Origin of the sequence: Streptomyces roseolilacinus, assembly GCF_014649335.1 — a bacterium.
Taxonomy (GTDB): domain Bacteria; phylum Actinomycetota; class Actinomycetes; order Streptomycetales; family Streptomycetaceae; genus Streptomyces; species Streptomyces roseolilacinus.
In genome coordinates this window covers 422,218-445,065 of sequence record NZ_BMSV01000004.1, presented here as the reverse complement: position 1 = coordinate 445,065, position 22,848 = coordinate 422,218, and the positions used below count along the sequence as shown (strand labels likewise).

General features: G+C 75.8%; 19 protein-coding genes. 12 read left to right on the top strand and 7 right to left on the bottom strand.

Going from position 1 to position 22,848, the window contains the following annotated elements; translation table 11 throughout:
* Window positions 1-123 precede the first annotated feature (123 nt).
* The 3 genes from IE106_RS12175 to IE106_RS12165 all read left to right on the top strand — a co-directional run bounded on the left by IE106_RS12175 (window position 124) and on the right by IE106_RS12165 (window position 3,736).
* Window positions 124-1,851 carry an LAETG motif-containing sortase-dependent surface protein gene (locus IE106_RS12175; protein ID WP_189532885.1) on the top strand — a complete coding sequence of 576 codons (1,728 nt, stop codon included), beginning with the start codon at window positions 124-126 and terminating at the stop codon, window positions 1,849-1,851.
* A 118-nt stretch (window positions 1,852-1,969) separates the two neighbouring features.
* Window positions 1,970-2,665: an RNA polymerase sigma factor gene (locus IE106_RS12170; RefSeq protein WP_189532883.1), complete on the top strand. Its 696-nt coding sequence runs from the start codon at window positions 1,970-1,972 to the stop codon at window positions 2,663-2,665.
* A 27-nt stretch (window positions 2,666-2,692) separates the two neighbouring features.
* Window positions 2,693-3,736: a hypothetical protein gene (locus IE106_RS12165; protein WP_189532881.1), complete on the top strand. Its 1,044-nt coding sequence runs from the start codon at window positions 2,693-2,695 to the stop codon at window positions 3,734-3,736.
* Window positions 3,737-3,850: 114 nt separating this feature from the next.
* Here the strand turns inward: IE106_RS12165 and IE106_RS12160 are convergent, their stop codons facing one another.
* Entirely contained in the window at window positions 3,851-4,771 is a 921-nt protein-coding gene (locus IE106_RS12160) for a DUF3027 domain-containing protein (protein ID WP_189532879.1), read from the bottom strand.
* Between the two features lie 260 nt (window positions 4,772-5,031).
* On the opposite strand from IE106_RS12160, the gene IE106_RS12155 reads away from it, so the two are divergent.
* The 4 genes from IE106_RS12155 (at window position 5,032) to IE106_RS12140 (ending at window position 8,619) form a co-directional block, all read left to right on the top strand.
* On the top strand, window positions 5,032-6,456 hold the full coding sequence (locus tag IE106_RS12155; protein WP_373295939.1) for an MFS transporter: 1,425 nt from the start codon (window positions 5,032-5,034) through the stop codon (window positions 6,454-6,456).
* Between the two features lie 64 nt (window positions 6,457-6,520).
* Entirely contained in the window at window positions 6,521-7,018 is a 498-nt protein-coding gene (locus tag IE106_RS12150; RefSeq protein WP_189532875.1) for a DUF2771 domain-containing protein, read from the top strand.
* A gap of 2 nt (window positions 7,019-7,020) precedes the next feature.
* Entirely contained in the window at window positions 7,021-7,773 is a 753-nt protein-coding gene (locus IE106_RS12145; RefSeq protein WP_189533219.1) for a futalosine hydrolase, read from the top strand.
* A gap of 12 nt (window positions 7,774-7,785) precedes the next feature.
* Window positions 7,786-8,619: a 1,4-dihydroxy-6-naphtoate synthase gene (locus IE106_RS12140; protein ID WP_189533217.1), complete on the top strand. Its 834-nt coding sequence runs from the start codon at window positions 7,786-7,788 to the stop codon at window positions 8,617-8,619.
* 112 nt (window positions 8,620-8,731) lie between these two features.
* On the opposite strand, the gene IE106_RS30825 is transcribed toward IE106_RS12140, so the two are convergent.
* Window positions 8,732-9,115 (bottom strand): cold-shock protein, encoded by a 384-nt coding sequence (locus IE106_RS30825; RefSeq protein ID WP_189532873.1) that lies wholly within the window; start codon window positions 9,113-9,115, stop codon window positions 8,732-8,734.
* A 128-nt stretch (window positions 9,116-9,243) separates the two neighbouring features.
* Between IE106_RS30825 and IE106_RS12130 the strand changes: the two genes are divergently transcribed.
* Window positions 9,244-9,501 (top strand): hypothetical protein, encoded by a 258-nt coding sequence (locus tag IE106_RS12130; protein ID WP_189532871.1) that lies wholly within the window; start codon window positions 9,244-9,246, stop codon window positions 9,499-9,501.
* Here IE106_RS12130 and IE106_RS12125 read toward each other — a convergent pair.
* Window positions 9,471-10,094: an HAD family hydrolase gene (locus IE106_RS12125; RefSeq protein WP_189532869.1), complete on the bottom strand. Its 624-nt coding sequence runs from the start codon at window positions 10,092-10,094 to the stop codon at window positions 9,471-9,473. The genes IE106_RS12130 and IE106_RS12125 overlap by 31 nt on opposite strands.
* A gap of 334 nt (window positions 10,095-10,428) precedes the next feature.
* A complete protein-coding gene (locus IE106_RS12120; RefSeq protein WP_189532867.1) occupies window positions 10,429-12,465 on the bottom strand; it encodes a HelD family protein in 2,037 nt (678 codons plus the stop codon).
* 621 nt (window positions 12,466-13,086) lie between these two features.
* Between IE106_RS12120 and IE106_RS12115 the strand changes: the two genes are divergently transcribed.
* Entirely contained in the window at window positions 13,087-13,266 is a 180-nt protein-coding gene (locus IE106_RS12115) for a hypothetical protein (protein WP_189532865.1), read from the top strand.
* 144 nt (window positions 13,267-13,410) lie between these two features.
* Here the strand turns inward: IE106_RS12115 and IE106_RS12110 are convergent, their stop codons facing one another.
* Both IE106_RS12110 and IE106_RS12105 read right to left on the bottom strand, forming a co-directional pair.
* Window positions 13,411-15,054, bottom strand: coding sequence for a DNA repair helicase XPB (locus IE106_RS12110; RefSeq protein ID WP_189532863.1), 1,644 nt, complete (start codon window positions 15,052-15,054; stop codon window positions 13,411-13,413).
* A gap of 120 nt (window positions 15,055-15,174) precedes the next feature.
* Entirely contained in the window at window positions 15,175-17,637 is a 2,463-nt protein-coding gene (locus IE106_RS12105; RefSeq protein ID WP_189532860.1) for a helicase C-terminal domain-containing protein, read from the bottom strand.
* 85 nt (window positions 17,638-17,722) lie between these two features.
* On the opposite strand from IE106_RS12105, the gene IE106_RS12100 reads away from it, so the two are divergent.
* The gene (locus IE106_RS12100) at window positions 17,723-18,679 is read left to right on the top strand and encodes a hypothetical protein (RefSeq protein WP_189532859.1); all 957 of its coding nucleotides are present in this window, start codon (window positions 17,723-17,725) and stop codon (window positions 18,677-18,679) included.
* 93 nt (window positions 18,680-18,772) lie between these two features.
* Window positions 18,773-19,282, top strand: coding sequence for a DinB family protein (locus IE106_RS12095; protein ID WP_189532856.1), 510 nt, complete (start codon window positions 18,773-18,775; stop codon window positions 19,280-19,282).
* Window positions 19,283-19,563: 281 nt separating this feature from the next.
* Here the strand turns inward: IE106_RS12095 and IE106_RS12090 are convergent, their stop codons facing one another.
* Complete coding sequence (locus tag IE106_RS12090; RefSeq protein WP_189532853.1) at window positions 19,564-20,277, bottom strand: copper homeostasis protein CutC; 714 nt, start codon at window positions 20,275-20,277, stop codon at window positions 19,564-19,566.
* Between the two features lie 140 nt (window positions 20,278-20,417).
* Here IE106_RS12090 and IE106_RS12085 point away from each other — a divergent pair, with 140 nt between their 5' ends.
* Window positions 20,418-22,688, top strand: a complete 2,271-nt coding sequence (locus tag IE106_RS12085) for a heavy metal translocating P-type ATPase (RefSeq protein ID WP_189532851.1) — start codon at window positions 20,418-20,420, stop codon at window positions 22,686-22,688.
* The last annotated feature ends 160 nt before the right edge of the window (window positions 22,689-22,848 follow it).

Below are 22,848 nucleotides of genomic sequence, written 5' to 3'. Positions count from 1 at the left end.
GGGGGCCGCACGTCTATCCCAGTGAAGGCAGCGACACGGCCGACAGGACCGGGGGGACCGGGACAGGGCCGAGCAAAGCCGACCGTCAACCGAGGCCATGTACTCCCTGGGGGGAACTCCGTCATGCAGAAGCACCTTTCGTCCCGTATTGCCCGCCGTTCCGCGGTCTCCCTCCGCTCGGTCGTGTCCGCCGCCGCCGTGCTGCTGACCGTCGTCACGCCGGTCGCCGTCGCCGCCCCGGCCGTCGCCCTGCCGGCCGCCACCACCGCGGGCACCACCGCGCAGGCCCTGGTGGTCACCGACGTCGACAAGGCGGACGCCCCGTTCGTCCTCGGCGAGAGGAACGACTTCCGCGGCCACGTCACCAACCGCTCCGCCGAGACGGTCGAGAACGCCACCGGCCGCTTCACGGTCGCCTACGGCAAGCACGTCGACGCCGCCCTGGAAGCCGTGCCCGCCGACCCCTCCAAGGTGACCGTCCGCTACCGCACCACCGGCTCCTGGCAGACGCTGGCCCTCACCCGGGGGGCCGGCGGCGCCCTCCAGGCCACCTTCCCGATGGGCGACGTCAAGCCGGGCGCCACGGTGTGGGGCCAGTTCCAGGTCACCGTCGACCGGTCCGTCCCGGAGTCCGTCACCATGGGCGAGGTCTCCGTCGCCGGGTACGCGGACGGCACCGGCGCGAGGACGGTCGGCTTCGGCATCCCCCGCCACATCACCGCCCACGAGGCGGAGGTCACCTTCGGCGGACTGGCCGGCCGCCCCGTCCTGGACACCGGCGGCAAGGCCGTCCCGTTCACCGCCACGGTCACCAACCGGACCGGCCGGGACATCAGCCCGAACGACTACTTCTTCATCGACGGCGAGGGCGTCGACCTCGACCCCGAGTACGTCACGCTGGAGCGCCGCACCCCCGCCGGCGCCTGGGTCCCCGTCCGGCTCGGCAAGCAGGACCAGGCCGTGACCGGCAACCTGGACCAGGGCCTGCTCAAGAACGGCCGGTCCCGCACGTACCAGCTCCGCCTCGCGGCGACGAAGTACTACCCGGGCAAGGCCCGCACGGGCACCTTCACGTTCCTCGCGGGCAACGGCTCGGCCTCCTTCACGTACGGCGTCGAGCACGGCACCCCGGACACCAGCGACCCGGACGTCAGCCGCCAGCTGGCCATCGCCGTCAAGGGCGCCGACGGCGTCACCCGGATCGACAAGGGCGTCGCCCGGGAGTTCACCGCCACCGTCACCAACAAGGGCAACATCTCCCAGCGCACGAACGTCCTGATGGAGATCACCGACCAGGACGTCAAGCGCCGCATGACGGCCGGCGAGATCCGCGTCGAGCAGTACGCGATCACCCCGCGGACCTGGTTCCCCACCGAGCTGAGCACCTCCCGCGAGGGCGGCCACCTGATGGCGAAGATCATCCCGACCCAGCCGAAGCTCGCCCCCGGCGAGAGCGCCACCTACCGGCTGCGGATCACCGCCACGCCCCAGACGAAGGCGAAGTCCTTCTTCGTCGACATCGAGGCCCGCGCGGAGCTCACCTCCACCCGCAAGCGCCTGCCGTTCACGCTCAACGGCTCCACCGGCACGGGCCCGGGCACGGGCACCGGCACGGGCACCCCGGCCGGCACGGGCACCGCGTCGCCCTCCGCCGCGCCCGGCACGGGCCCGGGCGCCGGCACCGGCGCGGTCGTCCCGGCCGGCACGGGCACCTCGCCCGCCGCCGCCCCGGCCGGCGAGATGGCCAGGACGGGCAGCACCGACACCACCCCCCTGCTGGTCGGGGCCACCGGCCTGCTGGTGGCGGGCGGCGCCGCCGCCCTGTTCGTCGCCCGCCGCCGGGCCGCCTGACCCGTCCCGTCCCACCAAATGATCATGTCGAGTAGCCTGCGGGGGCTGAAGGTCACGGGGGTGGGGATCACCGGACGCTGCAGCACGAATCCTGTGTGGCTCCGGAGGACCCGACACCATGAACACGGCCCTTGCCGCCCCTGTGCCGCCCCTGTCCGAGCTCTGGCGGCGACTGCTCCGCTCCCTGTCCGCGGGCCCGGAGGCGGAGGACGGCGCGGCACGGCCCGCACGCCCCCGCTTCCGGCTGCTGGGCGGCGGGCGCGAGCGGACCGCCCGGCGGCAGGACCCGGCCGCCGGGCCGGCCGGGGCACCGGAGCGGGCCCGGCCCACGGTCACCGAGCTCTACCACGCGCACCGGCTGTCGCTGGTGCGGATGGCGGTCCTCCTGGTCGACGACCAGTCGACCGCGGAGGACGTGGTCCAGGACGCGTTCGTCGCGCTGTACAAGCGGCACGGCGAACGGCTGGACGACGTGGACAACGCGCTGGGCTACCTGCGCACGTCCGTGGTGAACGCGGCCCGTTCCGTCCTGCGCCGCCGCAGGACCGCCCGCGCCTACGTGCCGCCGCACGAGGCGGACGCCGCGTCGGCCGAGGACCAGGCCCTGCTCGGCGACGAACACCGCCGGGTGCTCGACGCGCTCCGGGGCCTCACCCCCCGCCAGCGCGAGGTGCTCGTCCTGCGCTACTGGTCCGACCTGAGCGAGGCGCGGATAGCCGAGACGCTCGGGCTGTCGCGCGGGGCGGTGAAGTCCACCGCCAGCCGCGCCCTGGACGCGCTGGAACGGGCCATGAAGGCCCAGGACAACGGCTGACCGAGCCGAGGAGAGGAGGACCGCACGATGAACGGCCCACGTGACCACGGCCCGCAGGATCCGGATCGGCCTCCGGGCGACTCGCCGGATCCGGATCGGCCCCCGGCCGGCCCGTACGGCGCCTTCCGCCCCGCCGACGCGTACGACGACGCCGCCGACGCGCACGGCACCGACGATCCGCACGACGCCGACGCGCACGGCACCGACGCGCACGGCACCGACGATCCGCACGGCGCCGGTGACCGCCGCGGCCTCACCCCGACGGAGGACCTGCTCGTCCGTGCCCTCGCGGCCCGCGCCGGGCAGCTCACCCACCACTCGCTGCGGCCGGCCCGCCCGCCCGCCCCGAACTGGGCGGCGCGCGGCCGGGGGCCGCTCGTGCTGGCCCTCGCCGCCTCGGTGGCCTCCGTGGCCCTGGTGGGGACGGCCGCCGTGTCGCTGCTCCGGGGCCCCGACCGGGCGGGCGTCGCCGACACCCCGCCCGCCCGGGTGTCCGCCCCGCCGTCGCTCACCCCGTCGCCCAGCGCCACCCCGAGCACCCGGCCCGGCACCGCCTCCCCCACGGGTCCGTCCGCGGAGCCCGGCACCACGGCCGAGTCGCCGTCGGCGTCCGGCGGCGGAGCGGCCCCGCCACCGGTCGAACGGGAGTCCACGCCCCCGTCGCGCACGGTCACGATCGTCTACGGGGCCATGGAGAAGACCACCACCCTGCGCACCGGCGGTGACGGGACGGCGTTCCTCGCGACCGTCCACAACACGCTCGGGCGGCCCGCCGAGAACACGACCGACATGCTCACCGTCACCGTCGACGGCGGGTCCGGCACGCTCCGGCCGGGGGACGTCAGCGTGTCGCTGCGCGACGGCGGCGACTGGCGGGCCGTGGGCGCGACCGGCTCGTCCGGCGTCGAGGCCCGGCTCACCGCACCCGGCGGCGAGACGCTCGGTGCCGAGCGGCAGCGCGTCCACGAGGTGCGCGTCTCGCTCGGGACGTCCTTCCCGCAGGGCGTCACCCGGCTGCGGATCAACGTCTTCAGCGACGCCGGCAGCGAGACGCTCGACCTCAAGGGCTGACCGCCCGCCGCACCCCGCGTACGCGGAAGGGCCGCGCCGTACGTCACGGCGCGGCCCTCCGGCGTACGCGGTCCACACGGCCCGGCCCGCGGGGGCGCGGGCCGGGGGAGGTGCCTACGAGTGGCCCAGGTCCTCGGACGCCGGGTCCGGGACCGTCGGGACGGAACCCGCGGCCGGGGTGGGGTGCAGGGGGAACACGTCCGCCGCCATCGAGTCCAGCACGGGCTCCGCGGGGCGCGGGGGCTTCGGCATGACCGCCGCCTCCGAGTGCCCGCCGCACCCGTAGTCCAGCGACACGACCCGCCCGTCCGCGGGCGAGAACTCGTTCGCGCACACCCCGAACGCCTGCCCCAGCGACCCGCCGATCGCCGTCAGGAACCCGCAGGACACGCACGACGCCGGCGCCGCCTGGGCCATCGGGGTCTTCGCCCCGAACGCCTCCTCCCAGCGGTCCGCCGCCGCGTGCAGCCCGTACCGGGACAGCACCCGCGCGCGCCGCATGCCCAGCTCGTCCGCGACGGCCGCGATCGCGCCCCGCGACGGGGTGCGCGACACGAACTCGGCGTCCTCCGCGTCGGCCCGGTCGGTCATCTCCTCCGACACCGCGGAGTTCGGCGGCGGCTCGTCCTCCCCGGAGTAGCCCGGTTCCAGCCGCAGGTCGTCCGCCTCGGTCGGCAGCAGGTCGCCCGGCCCCATGTCGCCGGGGCGCAGCCGCTCGCTCCACGGCACCCACTCGGGCGCGAGGAGGGCGTCCGGCCCCGGCAGCAGGACCGCCTCGTCGAGCGTGACGTTCCTCGCGCGCGACGCGCGGGCCACCGTCACCGCCCAGCGCCAGCCCCGGTACCCGGGCTCGGAGCATTCGAAGAGGTGCGTGACGACCCGGTCGCCCTCGGCCACCGCCTCCACGTACGCGCCGACGACGCCGGGCGCCGCCGCCTCTTCGGCGGCCTCCCGGGCGAGGTCCACCGCCTCGGCGCACAGGCTGTCCAGGGCGGGGGCACGCCGGGCACGGCTTCGCGTCGTCGCAGCACTCACAGGTTCGCTTCTCTCCTACGCCGTCTCACAGGTGCGCCGGCCGATGCGCGACTGCACGGGCGGCGAACGGAGCGGACCCGGGGACCGCATCGACGTCCGCGCCCGACGTGCTCGGGCACACCTCATGTCATCCATTCTGCGGGATGCCGAAGAGGCGCGCGGCCGAGACCTTTCCCGCCGGTGGCGCGCTACGCACGCTACCCCCTTCGCAGCCCGCCGCCCACACGGCCGCCCCAAGTAACCCTCCACGGACAGGAACGGTGGGGCACTATGACGACGTGGCATCCGCGCGGTGGTCCCGGAAACCGTCGCAGCGCGCCGGCCGGTACGGACGCGCTGGGCGGCTCCGCGCGGCGGGCCGGGGCCTGGGCCGCGCCGCCCACCTGCCGTTCACGTCCACCGCCCGCGGCATCCGCCGCGCCACCCACGCGCAGGGCGCCGGGGAGTCCGGCCTCGGCAAGCTGATCGAGCTGCACGCCGTGAACGGCGCGGGCGACGTGATGATCACCGTGGCGCTCGCGTCGACGGTGTTCTTCTCCGTGCCGACCGACGAGGCGCGCGGCCGCGTCGCCCTGTACCTCGCCATCACGCTCGCCCCGTTCGTGCTCCTCGCCCCCGTCATCGGCCCGCTCCTCGACCACGTGCCGCACGGCCGGCGCGCGGCGATGGCGGGGGCCATGCTCGTCCGCGCGTTCCTCGCGGTCGCCCTGTCGGGCGCGGTCGCCACGGGTGGCCTGGAGCTGTACCCGGAGGCGCTCGGCGTGCTCGTCGCCTCCAAGGCGTACGGCGTGGTCCGCTCCGCCGTCGTCCCGCGGCTGCTGCCGCCCCGCTTCTCCCTGGTGAAGGCGAACTCGCGGGTCACCCTCGCGGGGCTCCTCGCCACCGGCGCGGCCGCGCCCGTCGCGGTCGGCCTGCACCGGATCGGGCCGGAGTGGCCGCTGTACGGGGCGTGCGCGCTGTTCGCGGCGGGCACCTTCCTGGCGTTCCGCCTGCCCCACGCGGTGGACTCCGCGAAGGGCGAGGGCAAGGCGCACATGCTCACCCACGGCGAGCGCAAGCCCAGCCTGCGCACGGTCGGCCCGGCCGTCCTGCACGCCCTCCAGGCCAACGCGGCGCTGCGCGGCCTGTCCGGGTTCCTGATCTTCTTCCTGGCGTTCCTGCTGCGGGTCCACCCGATCGGCGGGCAGAGCGCCGCCGTCTCCCTCGCCGTCGTCGGCGTGGCGGCCGGCGCGGGCAACGCCTGCGGCACGGCGGTCGGCGCCTGGCTCAGGGACCGCGCCCCCGAGGCGATCATCGCCACGATGCTGGTCCTGGCGCTGGCCGCGACGATCACGGCGGCGGTCTTCTTCGGCGGGCCGCTCGTCGCCCTGCTGGGTTCCGTCGCGGGGCTGGCGCAGGCCCTGGCGAAGCTGTCCCTCGACGCCCTGATCCAGCGGGACGTGCCGGAGTCCGTGCGCACGTCCGCGTTCGCCCGCTCCGAGACGTTGCTGCAGATGGCGTGGGTGGTCGGCGGTGCCGTCGGCATCGTCCTGCCGCTGAACGGCACGCTCGGGATGGCCGTGGCGGCGGCCATCCTCGCCGCCGGGGCGGCGGTCGCCGGCCGCGGCCTGCTCGGCGCGGCGCGGCACGGCGGGGAGGCCCCCCGCGGCCCGCGCGCCGTGCGGGACTCCCGCCGCGCGGGGTGAGCGTGCGCGCGTCGCGAGAGCCCCCCATGCGCCTGCGGCGGCCGGGACCGATAGCCTTCGGCCCATGACCGTTGCGTTCTTCTCCGGAAAGGCCCGCCGGGCCGGCGTCGCTCTGGGTGCCGTCTCCGCCGGCCTGCTCGTCCTCTCCGCCTGCGGCTGGACCAAGCCGACGCCGATCGCGACCGTGACGGTCGGATCCGACTCGTACAACACCGAGGCCGCGGAAAACTGCTACGACGAGGGCGGCCTGAAGGAGTCCCGCGTCCAGGAGTGCCTCAGCGCCAAGGGCGGCAAGGCCGTCGACGTCTCCGTGGACGACCGGATCCGCTTCGGCGTCGACCCGGAGATCGCCGAGAACGGCTGGACGATCTTCCTGGACGGCGAGCGCGCCGAGCAGGAGCCGTACACCAAGACGTACCGGTCGATCACCGCGAGCTCGTTCTTCGCCGGCCCGGCGATGGGCGGCCAGTCCGCCGGCAGCGTCCGCGTGTCGATCCTGGAGACGGACGCGAAGACGAAGAAGGCCATCGGCGTCTACCGCTTCGTCCTCAAGAAGGTGTGACCCTGCGCGTCCTGGTCGTGACCGCCGTGGCGGCGGAGGCGCACTCCGTCGCCGGCGGACTCGTCGGCTGCGCCGCGCGCTCCTCCCGGCCGCTGCCGAGCGGCCACACCGTGACGGGCCACCTGCTCACCGGACACGCCCTCGCCCGGCCGGCCGGGCCCGCCGCGCCCGTCGTGGACGTCCTCGCGGCCGGTGTCGGGCCCGCCGCGGCGGCGGTCGGCGCGGCGACCGCGCTGGCCACCGCCCCCTACCCGTACGACCTGGTGATCACCGCCGGGATCGGCGGCGGGTTCGCGCCGCGCGCCCCGATCGGGTCCCTCGTCGTCTCGGACAGCATCGTCGCCGCCGACCTGGGCGCCGACACCCCCGGCGGCTACCTGCCGGTGGAGGAGCTGGGCTTCGGCCGCTCCGTCCACACCCCGCCGGCCGCGCTGACCGCCCGCCTGGCGGAGGCGGTGCGCGACACCGGCCTGCCGTGCCTGCTCGCGCCCGTCCTGACCGTCTCCACCGTCACCGGCACCGCCGCCCGCGCCGCCGAGCTGACCGCCCGGCACCCGCGGGCCGGGGCGGAGGCCATGGAGGGCTTCGGCGTCGCCGAGGCCGCCGCCGCGCACGGCGTGCCGGCCGTCGAGGTCCGCGCCGTCTCCAACACCGTCGGCCCCCGCGACCGGGCCGCCTGGCGGATCGGCGAGGCGCTGGGCGCGCTGCGGGCGGCGTTCGAGCCTCTGAGTACCCGCATCTTCAGGGAGGAGTGAGGGCCAGTGGTGATGCGCATCGCATACTCCCCCTGCCCGAACGACACGTTCGTCTTCCACGCGTGGGCGCACGGGCTGGTGCCCGGGGCGCCCGAGCTGGACGTCACCTTCGCCGACATCGACGTCACCAACGGCATGGCCGAGCGGGGCGAGCTGGACGTCCTGAAGGTCTCGTACGCCGTCCTGCCGTGGGTCCTGGACGAGTACGCCCTGCTGCCGTGCGGCGGCGCGCTCGGGCGCGGCTGCGGGCCGCTGGTCCTCACCCGCGAGCCCGGCACCGACCTGTCCGGCCGGACCGTCGCCGTACCGAGCGAGCGGTCGACGGCGTACCTGCTGTTCCGGCTGTGGGCCGCGCAGGCCGTGCCGGGCGGGGTCGGGGAGGTCGTCGTGATGCCCTTCCACGAGATCATGCCCGCGGTGCGGGACGGGAAGGTCGACGCGGGGCTGGTCATCCACGAGGCGCGGTTCACGTACCAGAGGTACGGGCTGCACCGCCTCGCCGACATGGGCGAGCACTGGGAGGCCACGACCGGGCACCCGATCCCGCTGGGCGCGATCATCGCGAAGCGGTCGCTGGGCGCGCGGGCGCTGCGCGGGCTGGCGGACGCGGCACGGGAGTCGGTGCGGCGGGCGTGGGCGTCGCCGGCGGCCGCGCAGCCGTACGTGCGGGCGCACGCGCAGGAGATGGACCCCGAGGTGGCCGAGCGGCACATCGGGCTGTACGTGAACGAGTACACCGAGGACCTGGGCCCCGCGGGGTACGAGGCGGTGCACACGCTGCTGGCCCGCGCGGCCGCCCACGACCTGGTCCCCGGCGTCCCCCCGGAGGCCCTGGCCTTCCCGTAGGCCCGGCCCCGCGGCGTGCGGGCGCCCCGTCGCGGGGCCGCCCGCCCCGCGGGACGGGACGGGCGGCACGGCGCGTCGGCGGGCGCCCCGCGAGGGGGGAGCCCGCGGAGGGTCAGACGTCCAGCTGGTCGGCCACCGCGCGCAGCAGGCCGGCGATCTTCTTGCCGTGCACCTTGTCGGGGTACCGGCCCCGCTCCAGCATCGGCGTGATGTTCTCCAGCAGCGTCGTCAGGTCCTGCACGATCGACGCCAGCTCGTCCGGCTTGCGCCGCTGCGCCGCCGCCACCGAGGGGGTCGGGTCGAGGACCGTCACCGACAGCGCCTGGTCGCCGCGCTGCCCGGCGACCACGCCGAACTCCACGCGCTGGCCCGGCTTCAGGCCGTCGATCCCGGCAGGGAGCACCGACGAGTGCACGAAGACGTCGCCGCCGTCGTCGCGGGAGAGAAAGCCGAAGCCCTTCTCGCTGTTGAACCACTTGACCTTGCCGGTAGGCACGTCCTGTCCTCGTCCTCGTACTCGATGGGTCCGCGATGAGCGGCTCAGGGCGTCCAGGCTAATGGTCCCGGCCCTCGTGACAAGACGCCGCCGGCCCGTTCCCCCGGCCAGGGAACTACCCTGGCCGAATGCGTAGTGAAACCACCGCGAGCGGCGCCCTCCCCGGGGACGGGCTCATTCGTGTCGGAGCGGTCCTCTTCATCATCGGGGCGATCGCCACGCTCGTCACGGTCGCGCCACTCTTCCTGGGGACGGACCCGTTTCCCACGATCGTGTACCTCGTGGCGATGCTGATGGGCGTCGGCTTCCTCGTCGCCGCCGCCGGAGTGCTCCGCTCCATCGCCGCCCAGCGGCGTCAGGCCCGGGAGACCGCGCCCTCCGCGTAGGCCGCCCACCACGCCGGAAACGCCGTCAGATCAGGCAGGACGACGTCCGCGCCGGCCGCGCGCAGGGCCGCCTCGTCGTACGGCCCGGTGGCCACCGACACGGCGAGGGCGCCCGCCGCGCGGGCACCGCGTATGTCGCCCAGGTGGTCACCGACGTACACCGTCGCGCCGTGCTCGCGCAGCGCCTCCGCCTTCGCCTCCGCCCACAGCCACCCGACCACCGCGTCGGGCTCCAGGCCGAGGTGGGAGACGTGCAGCCGGGCGTGCGGCTCGTTCTTCGCCGTGACGACGACGCTCCGCCCGCCGGCCGCGCGAACGGCTTGAATCGCATCCCCCGCGCCGGGCAGCGCCAGGGACGGTTCGATGGCGTGTGTGGGATAGATCTCACGGTACGCGGCGACCATCTCCGTCACGCGCTCCGGGGGGAACCAGTACGCCAGCTCGTGTTCGAGCGGCGGTCCGAGGCGGGTCACCGCCAGGTCGGCGTCGATCCACACCCCCGTACGCGCCGAAAGCTCCCGGTATGTCGCGTGAATACCGGGACGGGAGTCGATGAGGGTCATATCGAGGTCGAACCCGACGGTGAGAGGCATGGGGGGCATTCTGCCCGGGGAGCGTTTCCGGCCGCTGCCTCCACTGGGCCTCACCTCGCCCGGCCCCCCGGCCCGGCCCCCCGCCTGCACCTTTCCGATTGGCTGCCGCTGTGCGTTCCCGACGTGTCCTCGCGACCGCCGCGGCCGTCGCCGCCCTCGCCGTCGCCGTCCTGCTGAGCCTCGCGGTCGGCGCCCGCCCCGTCGCCTCGGACGCCGGGGTCCGAGGGGCGGGCGTACGGGGGCCTCAGTCGGGCGAGCCACCGCTTTGCCCGCCGGGGCCCCGATGTCCACAGGTGTGCGTCCTCCCGCCTCGCCCACCCCGCCGCACGGGACGTCAGGCGGAGGCCAGCTGTTCCGGCAAGGGGGTCGCGTGGAGGACCTTCAGGCCGGAGACCGCCCTGGTCAGAGCCACGTACAGGCGGCGCAGGCCCGTGCGGTCGTCGGGCTCGGCGGCCACCACCGCGGCGGGCTCGTCGAGGACCACGTAGTCGTACTCCAGGCCCTTCGCGAGCGACGCCGGGACCAGGGTGAGCCGTACGTCCGGGGTCGTCTCCTCGCCCGGCGACAGGAACGGCACGCCGGCCTCCCGCAGCGCCTCCTCCAGGGCGGGCAGGCGCGGATCGGCGGCGATCAGGCCGATGGAGCCCTCCCGGTCCAGGAACCGCGCGCACGCCGCGACGACCTCCGCGTCCCGCCGCTCCAGGTCCACCTCCCGCACCTCCAGCGAACCGGGGTTCTCCCGGACCGAGCGGACCTCCGCCAGGTCCGGCGCGATGTGCGGCAGCAGCCGGGAGGCGTACGCGATCACGTCGCGCGGCACGCGGAAACCGGCCGTCAGCTCCTCCACCAGCGCGTCCGGCTTGCCCAGGTGCCGCAGCGCCTCGGCCCAGCTGCGCGTCGCCCACGGGGTGGTGCCCTGCGCGAGGTCGCCCAGCACGGTCGCCGAACCGGTCGAGCAGCGGCGCCCCACCGCGCGGTACTGCATCGGGGACAGGTCCTGCGCCTCGTCCAGCACGACGTGGCCCAGCGAATGGGTGCGGGCCACCAGGTCGGCGGCCTCGTCGACCAGGACGGCGTCGGCGGGCGACCACTTCGCGGACTTGACGCTCCTGGGGGGCTTCGCCCACAGGATCGCCTTCTGCTCGTCCTCGTCCAGGACGCCGTGCGCGTGCTCGGCGAGGAACCCCGGGTCGGACAGCAGCCGCAGGACCAGCTTCGCCGGGTCGACGGGCGGCCAGATCGCCTTCACGGCGGCCTTCACGGCGGCGTTGCGCGCCACCTGGTCCTGCACCCGGTCGTCCGGCGCTTCCCCGGCGGCCTCCATCCGCACCAGCACCGCGTGGGCGATGCGCTGCGGCAGGGCCTCACGGGCCGCGCCGTACCGCATGTCGCGCGCCAGCAGCTCCCGGACGATCTCCTCCACCTCGTACGCGGGGATCCGCCACCGCCGCGACCCGCGCACCACCACCACCGGCTCGGTCGGCAGCGTCACGTGCGACCGCACCGCCCGGCGCAGCACCTCGGCCATCCGGGCGTCGCCCTTCACGACGGCGGCCGTCGCGTCGTCGGAGCCGCGCACCTCGACATGGGTGCCGACCAGGTCGTCCACGGTCGCCTGCCGCACCTCCAGCTCGCCCAGGGCGGGCAGCACCTGCTCGATGTACCGGAGGAACGACCGGTTCGGCCCGATGACGAGGGTGCCGGTGCGGGCCAGCCGCTCCCGGTGCGCGTACAGCAGGTACGCCACCCGGTGCAGGCCCACCGCCGTCTTGCCGGTCCCCGGGCCTCCCTGCACGCACACCGTCCCCGACAGGCCGCTGCGGACGATCTCGTCCTGCTCGGGCTGGATCGTCGCCACGATGTCCCGCATCGGCCCGACGCGCGGCCGCTCGATCTCCGCCTGGAGCAGCCGGCTCGTCGTCTCCGCCTCGGCCGGGTCGGTGAGGTGCTCGTCCTCGTACGCGGTGAGGTCACCGCCCGTGTAACCGAACCGGCGCCGCAGCCGCACGTCCTGCGGGTCCCGCTTCGACGCCCGGTAGAAGGGCTGCGACACGGGCGCGCGCCAGTCGATCACCATCGGGTCGCCGTGCGCGTCGTGGACGTGCCGCCGCCCGATGTAGAACCGCTGGCCCTCCTGCGTGGTGGGCAGGTAGTCGAGCCGCCCGAAGAACAGGGGGGTGTGGGCGAGGTCGGCGAGCGCCTTGACGCGCTCCTCGATCTGCCGCTCCAGGACGGCGGCGTTGACCCAGTTCGCGGTGACGTCGCGGATGTCCAGCGCCTCCACGTCCTCCCGCATGGCGCGCAGCGCCGCACGGGACGCGGCGAGGTGCGCGCGCTCGCGGCCGAGGGGGTCGGTTTCGGTCCTGGACATGGCTGTGCCTCCGGCGCTGGAACGGTGGTCGCTGAGGGCCGTCCGGTTTCCGACCGGAGGGCGGCGCTCCCGACGGGGAGGCGGGCAAGCGGGAGATTGTAGTGAGGAAGGCGGGGCGGGTGCGAACGGTTTTCCGGAGGGTGCTGGGGGAGGCTCCCGCATGCGGACGGAGTGCGCCCCTCCTCCGCCCCGGGGCCCTGGGGCCGGAGAACGTGCGCCCCTGGTCGCATCGGGGTGCCACTCCTGGAGGCACACGGTATTCGTCATGGTGACGCGAATCGGTGGAAGCCGAGTCCTTCCCGGACCTCCCTCTCACGTCCCACCACGGCACGTTCCCCGTCGCTCGCCCCGGCGCCCGCGCGGGGATGCGGACGTCCCGGGCCCTGGATGAGGGAGATGCCTCGATCGCCGGGAGCGGCACCCCCGCCGACCCGGCTCCTCGACGACGCCCGAACCGCCCGGCGCGCCCGAATCGTCCGGCCCACCCGTACGTGGTCCTTCCGGAAGTGCGCCGCGTACGACCCGTAGGGGACCCCGTATGCCTGGAGTCGTACGCGGGCGGGGTGCGGGTTCAGTCCGGGGGGTGATGGAAACGGGGGGTCCGGAACCCACCATGGGGACATGAGTACAGCGACCTTCACCTCCACGGCCCGCGCCCCGCAGGCGCCCGGCGCCGCGAAGCGGCCCTCGACCCGGCTCGGCGGCGCGCTGCGCGCGGTACGGGTCTTCGCGACCGCGGCGTTCGGCGTCGCGGTCCTCGGCGACTACGACGCCGACGCGGCGGGCGTCAGGCGCCACTGACGCGGCGGGCGCCGGACGCCGCTGGCGCGACCGGACGCCGGACGCCTCCACGGTTCGTACCGGACGCCCCCGGGGCCCGTACCGGACGCCGACGGGGCGGGTGGACGCCGGGCGTCCCTGCCGCCCGTGCCGGCGCCGGAGGGCTCAGGCCTCGCTCAGCAGTTCGCTCGCGTCCATGATCCGGTACGCGTAGCCCTGCTCCGCCAGGAACCGCTGCCGGTGCGCGGCGAAGTCCTGGTCGATCGTGTCCCGCGCGACCACCGAGTAGAAGTGCGCCTGGTGGCCGTCCGACTTGGGGCGCAGCACCCGCCCCAGCCGCTGCGCCTCCTCCTGCCGCGAACCGAACGTGCCCGACACCTGGATCGCGACCGTCGCCTCCGGCAGGTCGATGGAGAAGTTCGCGACCTTCGAGACGACCAGCACGCTGATCTCCCCGTTCCGGAACGACTCGAACAGCTTCTCGCGCTGCGCGTTCGGCGTCTCGCCCTTGATGACGGGCGCCCCGAGGTGCTCGCCCAGCTCGTCCAGCTGGTCGATGTACTGCCCGATGACGAGGATCTGCTGCCCCGCGAACTTCCGGACGATCGCCTCGGTGACCCGCCGCTTGGTGTCCGTCGTCGCGCAGAACCGGTACTTCTCCTCGGCCTCCGCCGTGGCGTACGCCAGCCGCTCCGACTCGGTCAGGTCGACGCGGACCTCGACGCAGTCGGCCGGCGCGATGTACCCCTGCGCCTCGATCTCCTTCCACGGCGCGTCGAACCGCTTCGGCCCGATCAGGGAGAAGACGTCCGACTCGCGGCCGTCCTCCCGCACCAGCGTCGCGGTCAGGCCGAGCCGCCGCCGCGCCTGGAGGTCGGCGGTGAACTTGAAGACCGGCGCGGGCAGCAGGTGCACCTCGTCGTAGACGATGAGGCCCCAGTCGCGGGAGTCGAACAGCTCCAGGTGCGGGTAGACGCCCTTCCGCCGGGTCGTCAGCACCTGGTACGTGGCGATGGTGACCGGGCGGATCTCCTTGCGCGCGCCGCTGTACTCGCCGATCTCGTCCTCGGTGAGCGAGGTCCGCTTGACCAGTTCGTGCTTCCACTGCCGGGCGGAGACGGTGTTGGTGACGAGGATCAACGTCGTCGCCTTCGCCTTCGCCATGGCCCCGGCGCCGACGAGGGTCTTGCCCGCGCCGCAGGGCAGCACCACGACGCCCGAGCCGCCGTGCCAGAACCCCTCGACGGCCTGCTGCTGGTACGGGCGGAGCGCCCAGCCCGACTCGTCCAGGTCGATGCGGTGCGCCTCGCCGTCGACGTACCCGGCGAGGTCCTCCGCGGGCCAGCCCAGCTTGAGGAGGGTCTGCTTGATCTGGCCGCGCTCGGAGGGGTGGACGGCGACCGTGTCCGGGTCTATGCGCTCCCCGACGAGCGGCTTGATCCGCTTCGACCGGAGCACCTCCTCCAGGACGGGCCGGTCGGTGGTGGCGAGGACGAGCCCGTGCACGGGGTGCTTGTGGAGGGTGAGCCGCCCGTACCGGGCCATCGTCTCGGCGACGTCGACGAGCAGCGCGTGCGGCACGGGGTACCGGGAGAACTCCACCAGCGCGTCGACGACCTGCTCCGCGTCGTGCCCGGCGGCCCGCGCGTTCCACAGGCCGAGCGGGGTCACGCGGTACGTGTGGATGTGCTCGGGCGCCCGCTCCAGCTCGGCGAACGGGGCGATGGCGCGGCGGCAGGCGTCGGCCCGCTCGTGGTCGACTTCGAGCAGGAGCGTCTTGTCACTCTGGACGATCAGCGGTCCGTTCACGCCTCACCCTTTCCGTACGGCCCCGGGACGCGGCCAGCTCTCCAGTCTGCCGCATCGCCCCCGGAACGGGAGCCGCCCCGGGGACGGGGCCGGGAAAGGGGTGGGGCGGGCGCGGCCGGCTCACTCCTCCGCCAGCTCCGCGACGCCGGTGACGCGGTGCAGCGGGTAGGTGCGGACCTCGTCGGCCGTGTGGTCGTAGGCGGTGACGTACCCGCCCTCGACGCGCACCGGCGCGATGACGCGCTGGCTGGCGGCGCCGTCGGCGTTGACGTACCCGATCCAGACCGCCGAGTTGGTGAGCACGGCGGCCTGGAGGGTGGCCAGGGTCTCGGCGGCGGAGGTGCGCGGCAGGGAACCGTCGGCGCGGGCGACCGCCGCCTCCGGTTCCTTGCGGGCCACGGTGGAGGCGAGGTCCCCGGCGCGGATGGCGTGGACGGCCGCTTTGAGCAGGGTGTCGTCGGGCGCCGGCGGGCCGTCCGGGACGGGGGCGGGCGGGGTCCGCGGCGGGGTGCGGCGCGCGTGGGCGCGGGTGATCAGCACGTCGCCCTCGGCGGACTCGGCGGCCGGCGCGAACCCCAGGGACCGCAGCCCCTCCAGCAGGGCCGCCGGGTCGGCCTGGGCGGCCAGGACGGTCGGGGCGAGGCGGCGCAGGCCCAGGGGAGCGGACCGCTTGTCGGCGAGGATCTCCCCGAGGACGGCGTCGTCGTCGCAGCGGACGTACGAGGAGGCGCCGCCGACCCGCAGGTGGCCGTGGCGGCGGGCCACGTCGTCGATCAGGTAGGCCAGCGGCTGCGGCACGGGCGTGCGGGAGTGCGCCGCGAGGAAGGCGTGCAGGTCGGCGGCGGACCGCCCGGAGTCGAGGGCGCGGCGGACGGAGGCGGGCGTGAAGCGGTACACGGTCGCGCCGCCCTTGGACTCGACGTCCGCGAGGACCGCCAGGGCGTCGGCGAGCGGGCGGCGCAGCGGGCCGGGGGCGACGGCGGTCAGGTCGGCCTGGAGCAGGACGTGGTCGACCGGCTCGGGCAGCAGCGGCGCCAGCAGCGCGACGGCCGCGTCCTCGCCGGGGCCGGTCAGCAGGGCGCGGCCGTGGCCGGAGAGGGCGCCCCGGCCGGTGAGGCCGAGCAGTTCGGCCTCGTCCAGCGTCCACGTGGCGAGGCGGGCGCGCAGGTCCGCGCCGGCGCCGGCGCCGCCGCGCAGGGGCCGTTCCCAGCGGAGCCGGGCCAGTACGTCCTCCGGTTCCGGGGCGGCGCCCGGCGGCAGCGCGGCGAGCAGTTCCAGCACCCGGCGGCGTACCTCGGGGGCGGCGCCCCGGTCCAGGTCGGGGCCGAGCGCGGACAGGGTGCGGCCCTTGGCGTCCTGCCCGCCGACCAGGCCGGACGTGCGGGTCGCGGTGAGCCAGGCGGTGGCGAGGCGGGCCCAGCGGCGGGCGGCCGGCAGGTCGAGCCACTCGTCGTACGCGGGTGTCGGCGCGTACCGCTCGTCGGCCTCGCCGTCCGAGGCGAGCAGCCCCGCCGCGTACAGCAGCTCCAGCCAGAACGCGGCGACCGGCTCGGCCACGTCGAGGAGGACGGCGGTCCGCTTCAGGTCGCGGACGGACAGGCCGCCGGCGCGCAGGACGGCGGGGCCGCCCTCGTCCCACTTCTTCAGCAGCTCCTCGGCGGTGGCGAGCGTCGTGTACGCCTGGCCCGCCGCGGTGCTGTCCACCACCTGCGGGCGGTACTCGCGGGCCGGGCCGACGGCCGGCGGCACCGGTTCCGGCGTCCGGTGCGCCCGCCCGGCCCGCAGGTGCAGCGCCACCTCTCGGGGCAGCGCCACCGTGCGGGCGGTGGTCGGCAGGAGCAGGCCGCGGTCGCGGAGCCAGCGCACCGGCGGGGTGGGGTTGGCGGTCACCTCGCCGTACGGCGGGCCCCACACGAGCCGGTCCAGCACGCCCAGGGCGTCCGCCGGGGCCTGGTCGAGGAGGGCGTCCATCCGGGCGCGGTCGGTGAACAGGCCGGTCAGCGCGACGACGGCCGACACCGGGTCGTGGGTGGTGGGCAGCCCGACGGCCTGGAGGATCTCCTGGAGCCGGCCCGGCGACATCCCGGCGGTGGCCTCCGCGACGGTCGGGCCGAGGCCGGTGGGGGAGGGGTGCTGCGGGGACGGGACGAGCAGTTCGCGCGCGGTGCGCACCAGCCGCAGCCGGTCGTCGCCGCCCCACACCAGGGCCTGGTCGCGCAGGACGGCGACGGCGTCCGGCAGGGCGGCCTCGACGCCCGGGTCGCCGGCGTCGCCGGCCATGAGCCGGAGCAGCACCGGGTACGGCGCCGGGTCGGGTGCCACGGCCAGCGCCTCGGCGGTCTGGAGCGTGAACCGGTCCAGCCGCTCCAGGGCGCGCACGACGGACGCGCGCGTGCCGGCCCGCGTCGCGAGCTGCGTCAGGTCGTTCGGTACGGGGGCCAGCAGGTCGGGGCGGGCGCGCAGCAGTGCCGCCAGCCCCTCGTCGCCCCGGGCCCGCAGCGCCTCCGCGAGGGTGCGGGGCGCCGCCGCGCCGCCTTGGTCCTCGGGCACGTACGCCTCCCGCTCGGTCTCGCCGGTCGCCATCCGCACCACGTTAGCCCCATGCCGCCCGCCGCAGGCGCTAACGTCGGGACGTCGGCCAGGCGACGGGCGGCATGGAGGGCACGCGGTGGGGATCGAGAGCGACCAGCTGGTCTTCGACTACCTGAGCCGGGTCGGGGACCTGGCGCAGCAACGGCAGCTGCCGTCGAAGGCGCGGATGAGCCTGGTGGCGTCGCTGCGGGACGAGATCGCCCGGCAGCGGGAGGGCGGCGGTGGCGGTGCGGACAGCCCGGCCGGGGTCCGCCGCATCCTGGCCGGGCTGGGCACGCCGGACGCGGTGGTGTCGGCGCTGGAGGGCGGCGGGATGACGGTGCCGGGCCAGCGCGCCGCGGAGTCGCCGGAGCCGCCGGAGCCCCGGGGCCCGGACGAGGGCCCGGAGCCGGACTGGTGGAGCGTGGTGCCCGGGTTCACGGGCGGGGTGGAGGTGCCGGAGCTGCTGGCGCCGCCGAAGCCGACGCAGGACCCGACCCCGGTGCCCGCCGCGCCGCCGGACCGGCGGGGCCTGCGCCGGTTCCTGGGCCGGGGGCGCGCGGACCGGCCGGCGGCGCGGTCCGCGTCGGACTCCGCGAAGGCGCCGGCCCCGGCGGCCGGTGCGGGCCCCGGCCTCGTGCGGCGCCTCCTGCGCGGGCGGAGGGCGGCCCCCGCGCCGGTCGTCGCCGTCCCGGTCGCCGCCGCGCCCGCGCGGCGGCTCGGCGACCCGGTCCTGCTGCTCGCGGCGGCGCTGCTGGTGGCGGGCACCCTCACCGGTTCCTGGATCGCGCTGGCGGCGGGCTGGCTCCTGGCGTACGCGACGCGCCGGCTGAGCAGGAACCAGGCGAAGTGGGGGGTGCTGGGCCTGCCCGGCGCGGTGGCGGCGGGCGCCGCGGTCTGGCTGTGGGGGCGCATGGGCGGCCGCTGGGGGGAGCGGATCGAGCCGGGCGGCCCGGCGCTGACGCAGGCCCTGCGCGAGACCTGGCCGTGGACCCTGCGCGCGGCGGCCCTGGTGACGGCGGCGTACCTGCTCTGGAGGGCCCGCCGCCGGTAGGGGGGCGCCGCTGGGTCCGGCGGGCGGCTCCCGCCGGGACGGCGGGAGCGGGTAGGTTCCGTGGGAGGACGGACGCGGACGAGGGGAGCGGCAGTGGCCACCGACGACCGGATCGCCCCGCCCGTCGCGGGCGGCGAGCGCGACACCCTGCGGGCCTTCCTCGACTACCACCGCGCGACCCTCGCCATGAAGTGCGAGGGGCTCACCGACGAGGAGCTGCGACAGCGGTCGATGCCTCCGTCGACGCTGTCGCTGCTCGGCCTGGTGCGCCACCTGGCGGAGGTGGAACGGGCCTGGTTCCGCCGGGTGTTCGAGGACAACGACGCGCCCATGGTCTGGTCCGACGAGATCGACTTCCAGGCGGCGTACGACGCGAGCGCGTCGACCCGGGCGGAGGCGTTCACCGCCTGGGAGGCGGAGGTCGAGAACTCCCGCCGCGTCGAACGGCGGGCCCCTTCCCTGGACGTGACGGGGTACCAGCCCCGGTGGGACCGGGAGGTCTCGCTGCGGATGGTGATGGTGCACGTGCTCCTGGAGTACGGCCGCCACAACGGGCACGCGGACTTCCTCCGCGAGGGCGTCGACGGGTCCGTGGGGGCCTGAGGGGCCGCCCGGACCCGCCGGTCCCGGGCGCCGGCGGGGCGCCCGGCGCGGTCACGGCCGAGCGCGGAGGGCGTGGTCGGCGTGGTCCGGTGCGGACGCGTACCGGAGCTCGTACCGGTGGCTGCCGTGACGTCGATGTCGTACGTGCCCCGGCCCGGTCCCGGCGGCCCCGGCAGGGCGCGCCGCCCGGCCGGGCCGGGCGTGGCGCGGCTGGGCCGGGTGACCGCCGGTTCGTCGCGGAAGCCCCCGGCACGCCGGGGGAGGCGGGGAGGACCAGGGGGTCAGACGGCGGCGACCATGGCCGTCTCGCCGTCCAGGGTGCGCCGCCACGCGCCGACCGCGCCGCGGGCGACGGGGGAGGCCCAGCCCGCCGCGCGGGCCGCGCCGCCGATGTGGAAGGCGTCGACGCCCACCGCCAGCAGGGCCGGCACGTGGTCGAGGCGCAGGCCGCCGCCGACGAGGAGCCGGGAGTCGTACCCGGTCTCGCCCTGCCGCGCCGACTCCGCCGCCAGGACCGGCAGGCCCGTGTCGACGCCGGCGGCCGAGCCGGCCGTCAGGTAGGTGTCGAGGCCGGGGAGGCCCGCGAGCCGTCTGCGCAGGGCGTCCCGGTCGGCGCAGTGGTCGATGGCGCGGTGGAACGTCCACCGGCAGCCGTCCAGCTCCGCGACGACCCGCTCCAGCGTCACGAGGTCGGGGTGGCCGTCCGCGTCGAGGAAGCCCAGCACGAACTCGTCGGCGCCCTCGGAGCGCAGCTCCCCGGCGACCCGCACCAGCGCGTCCACGTCGCCCGCCGTGAAGCCGTCCGCGAGGCGCAGCATCACGCGCAGCGGGACGTCCACGGCGGCGCGGACGCGGGCGTACGTCTCGCGGGACGGGGTCAGGCCGTCGGCGGCCATGTCGGTGACCAGCTCCAGGCGGTCCGCTCCTCCGGCCTGGGCCGCGATCGCGTCCTCCGCGTCGAGGGCGATCACCTCCAGGAGTACACGGTTGTTCATCGGACCCCAATCTCGACAGACGGCTACAGGTCTAGTCCAATGCTAATGCGTGGACGGCGTCCGCAGGAGGGCGCGGTCTACCCGAGGGGGGTATACACTGGGGGTCCTGGTATACCCCCCCTGGGTATTGGAGGAGTGAGATGAAGGGTCCCGCGACCACACCCGGCACCGCCGAGGTGGAACTCGCCATCGGCGGCATGACCTGCGCCTCCTGCGCCGCGCGCATCGAGAAGAAGCTCAACCGCATGGACGGCGTCGAGGCCACCGTCAACTACGCCACCGAGCGGGCGAAGGTCACCTACAAGGACGCCGACGTGTCCGTGCAGGACCTCATCACCACCGTCGAGGCCACCGGCTACACCGCCCGGCCGCCCGCGCCCCCCGCGAAGGCGGATGCGGAGGCGGGGGCGGAGTCCTCCGGGGAGCACGACGAGCTGCGCGACCTGCGGCAGCGGCTCCTGATCGCCCTCTTCCTGTCCGTTCCCGTCGTCGCCATGGCGATGATCCCGCCGCTCCAGTTCGACAACTGGCAGTGGCTCTCCCTCACCCTCGCCGCGCCCGTGGTCGTCCACGCGGGCTGGCCCTTCCACCGCGCCGCTTGGACGAACCTCCGGCACGGCGCCGCGACCATGGACACGCTGATCTCGGTCGGCACGGCCGCCGCGTTCCTGTGGTCCCTGTGGGCGCTGTTCTTCGGCACGGCCGGCATGCACGGCATGCGGCACCCGTTCGAGCTGACCATCGCCCGCGGCGACGGCAGCGCCAACATCTACCTGGAGGCCGCCGCAGGCGTCACCACCTTCATCCTCGCCGGCCGGTACTTCGAGGCCCGCTCCAAGCGGAAGGCGGGCGCCGCGCTGAGGGCGCTCATGGAGCTGGGCGCCAAGGAGGTCACCGTGCTGCGCGGCGGCCGCGAGGTGCGCGTGCCCACGGCGGAGCTGCGGGTGGGCGACCGGTTCCTCGTGCGGCCCGGCGAGAAGATCGCCACGGACGGCACCGTCGTGGAGGGTGCCTCCGCCGTCGACGCGTCCATGCTGACCGGCGAGTCCGTGCCCGTCGAGGTCGCGGTGGGCGACGCCGTCACCGGAGCCACCCTCAACGCCGGGGGCCGCCTCGTCGTCGAGGCCACCCGCGTCGGCGCCGACACCCAGCTCGCCCGCATGGCGAAGCTCGTCGAGGACGCCCAGAACGGCAAGGCGGCGGCGCAGCGCCTCGCGGACCGGATCTCCGCCGTCTTCGTCCCCGTCGTCATCGTCCTGGCCCTGGCGACGCTCGCCGGCTGGCTGCTGTCGGGTGCCGGGATGACCGCCGCGTTCACCGCCGCCGTCGCCGTCCTGATCATCGCCTGCCCGTGCGCCCTCGGCCTCGCCACGCCCACCGCCCTCATGGTCGGTACGGGCCGGGGCGCCCAGCTCGGCGTCCTCATCAAGGGCCCCGAGGTCCTGGAGAACACCCGCAAGGCCGACACCGTCGTCCTCGACAAGACCGGCACCGTCACCACCGGCCGCATGACCCTCCTCGCGGTGCGCACCACCGGGGCGACGGACGAGGCGGAGGCGCTGCGCCTCGCCGGCGCCCTGGAGAACGCCTCCGAGCACCCCGTGGCCCGCGCCGTCGCGGCCGGAGCGGCCGACAAGGTGGGCGACCTGGCCGTACCCGAGGACTTCGCGAACGTCCCCGGCCTCGGCGTCCGGGGCGTCGTCGAGGGGCGCACCGTCCTCGTGGGGCGGGAGAAGCTGCTCGCGCAGGCCTCCGTCGCCCTGCCCGCGCCGCTCGCCGCGGCGCGGGACGCCGCCGAGGCGGCCGGCCGCACCGCCGTCCTCGTCGCCTGGGACGGTGAGGCCCGCGCGGTCCTGGAGGTCGCGGACGCGGTGAAGGAGACCAGCGCGGAGGCCGTCCGCCGGCTGCGCGCCCTGGGCCTCACGCCGGTGCTGCTCACCGGCGACAACCAGGCCGTCGCGCGGGCCGTGGCCGCCGAGGTCGGCATCGACGCCGGGCACGTCATCGCGGAGGTCATGCCCGAGGACAAGGTCGACGTCGTCAAGCGCCTCCAGGCCGAGGGCCGCACCGTCGCCATGGTCGGGGACGGCGTCAACGACGCGGCCGCCCTCGCCCAGGCCGACCTGGGGCTCGCGATGGGCACCGGCACGGACGCGGCCATCGAGGCGGGCGACCTGACGCTCGTACGGGGCGACCTGCGCGCCGCGGCCGACGCGATCCGCCTGTCGCGGCGGACCCTCGCCACGATCAGGGGGAACCTGTTCTGGGCGTTCGCCTACAACGTGGCGGCCCTGCCGCTGGCGGCCGCGGGCTTCCTGAACCCGATGATCGCGGGCGCGGCCATGGCGTTCTCGTCGGTGTTCGTCGTCGGCAACAGCCTGCGCCTGCGCGGCTTCAAGGCCGCCGCCTGAGCACGGCCCCCCTCCCCGCGCGCCCCGCCGGCCCTGCCGACGGGGCGCACGGGCGTACCGGGCCGGACGGCTGCGCCTACGCGGGCTGCTCTCGCGGGGCCGCCTACGGGGACTGGGGGCGTATGGGTGCCCGGGTCTGGGGGAGGGTTCCCTCGTGGGC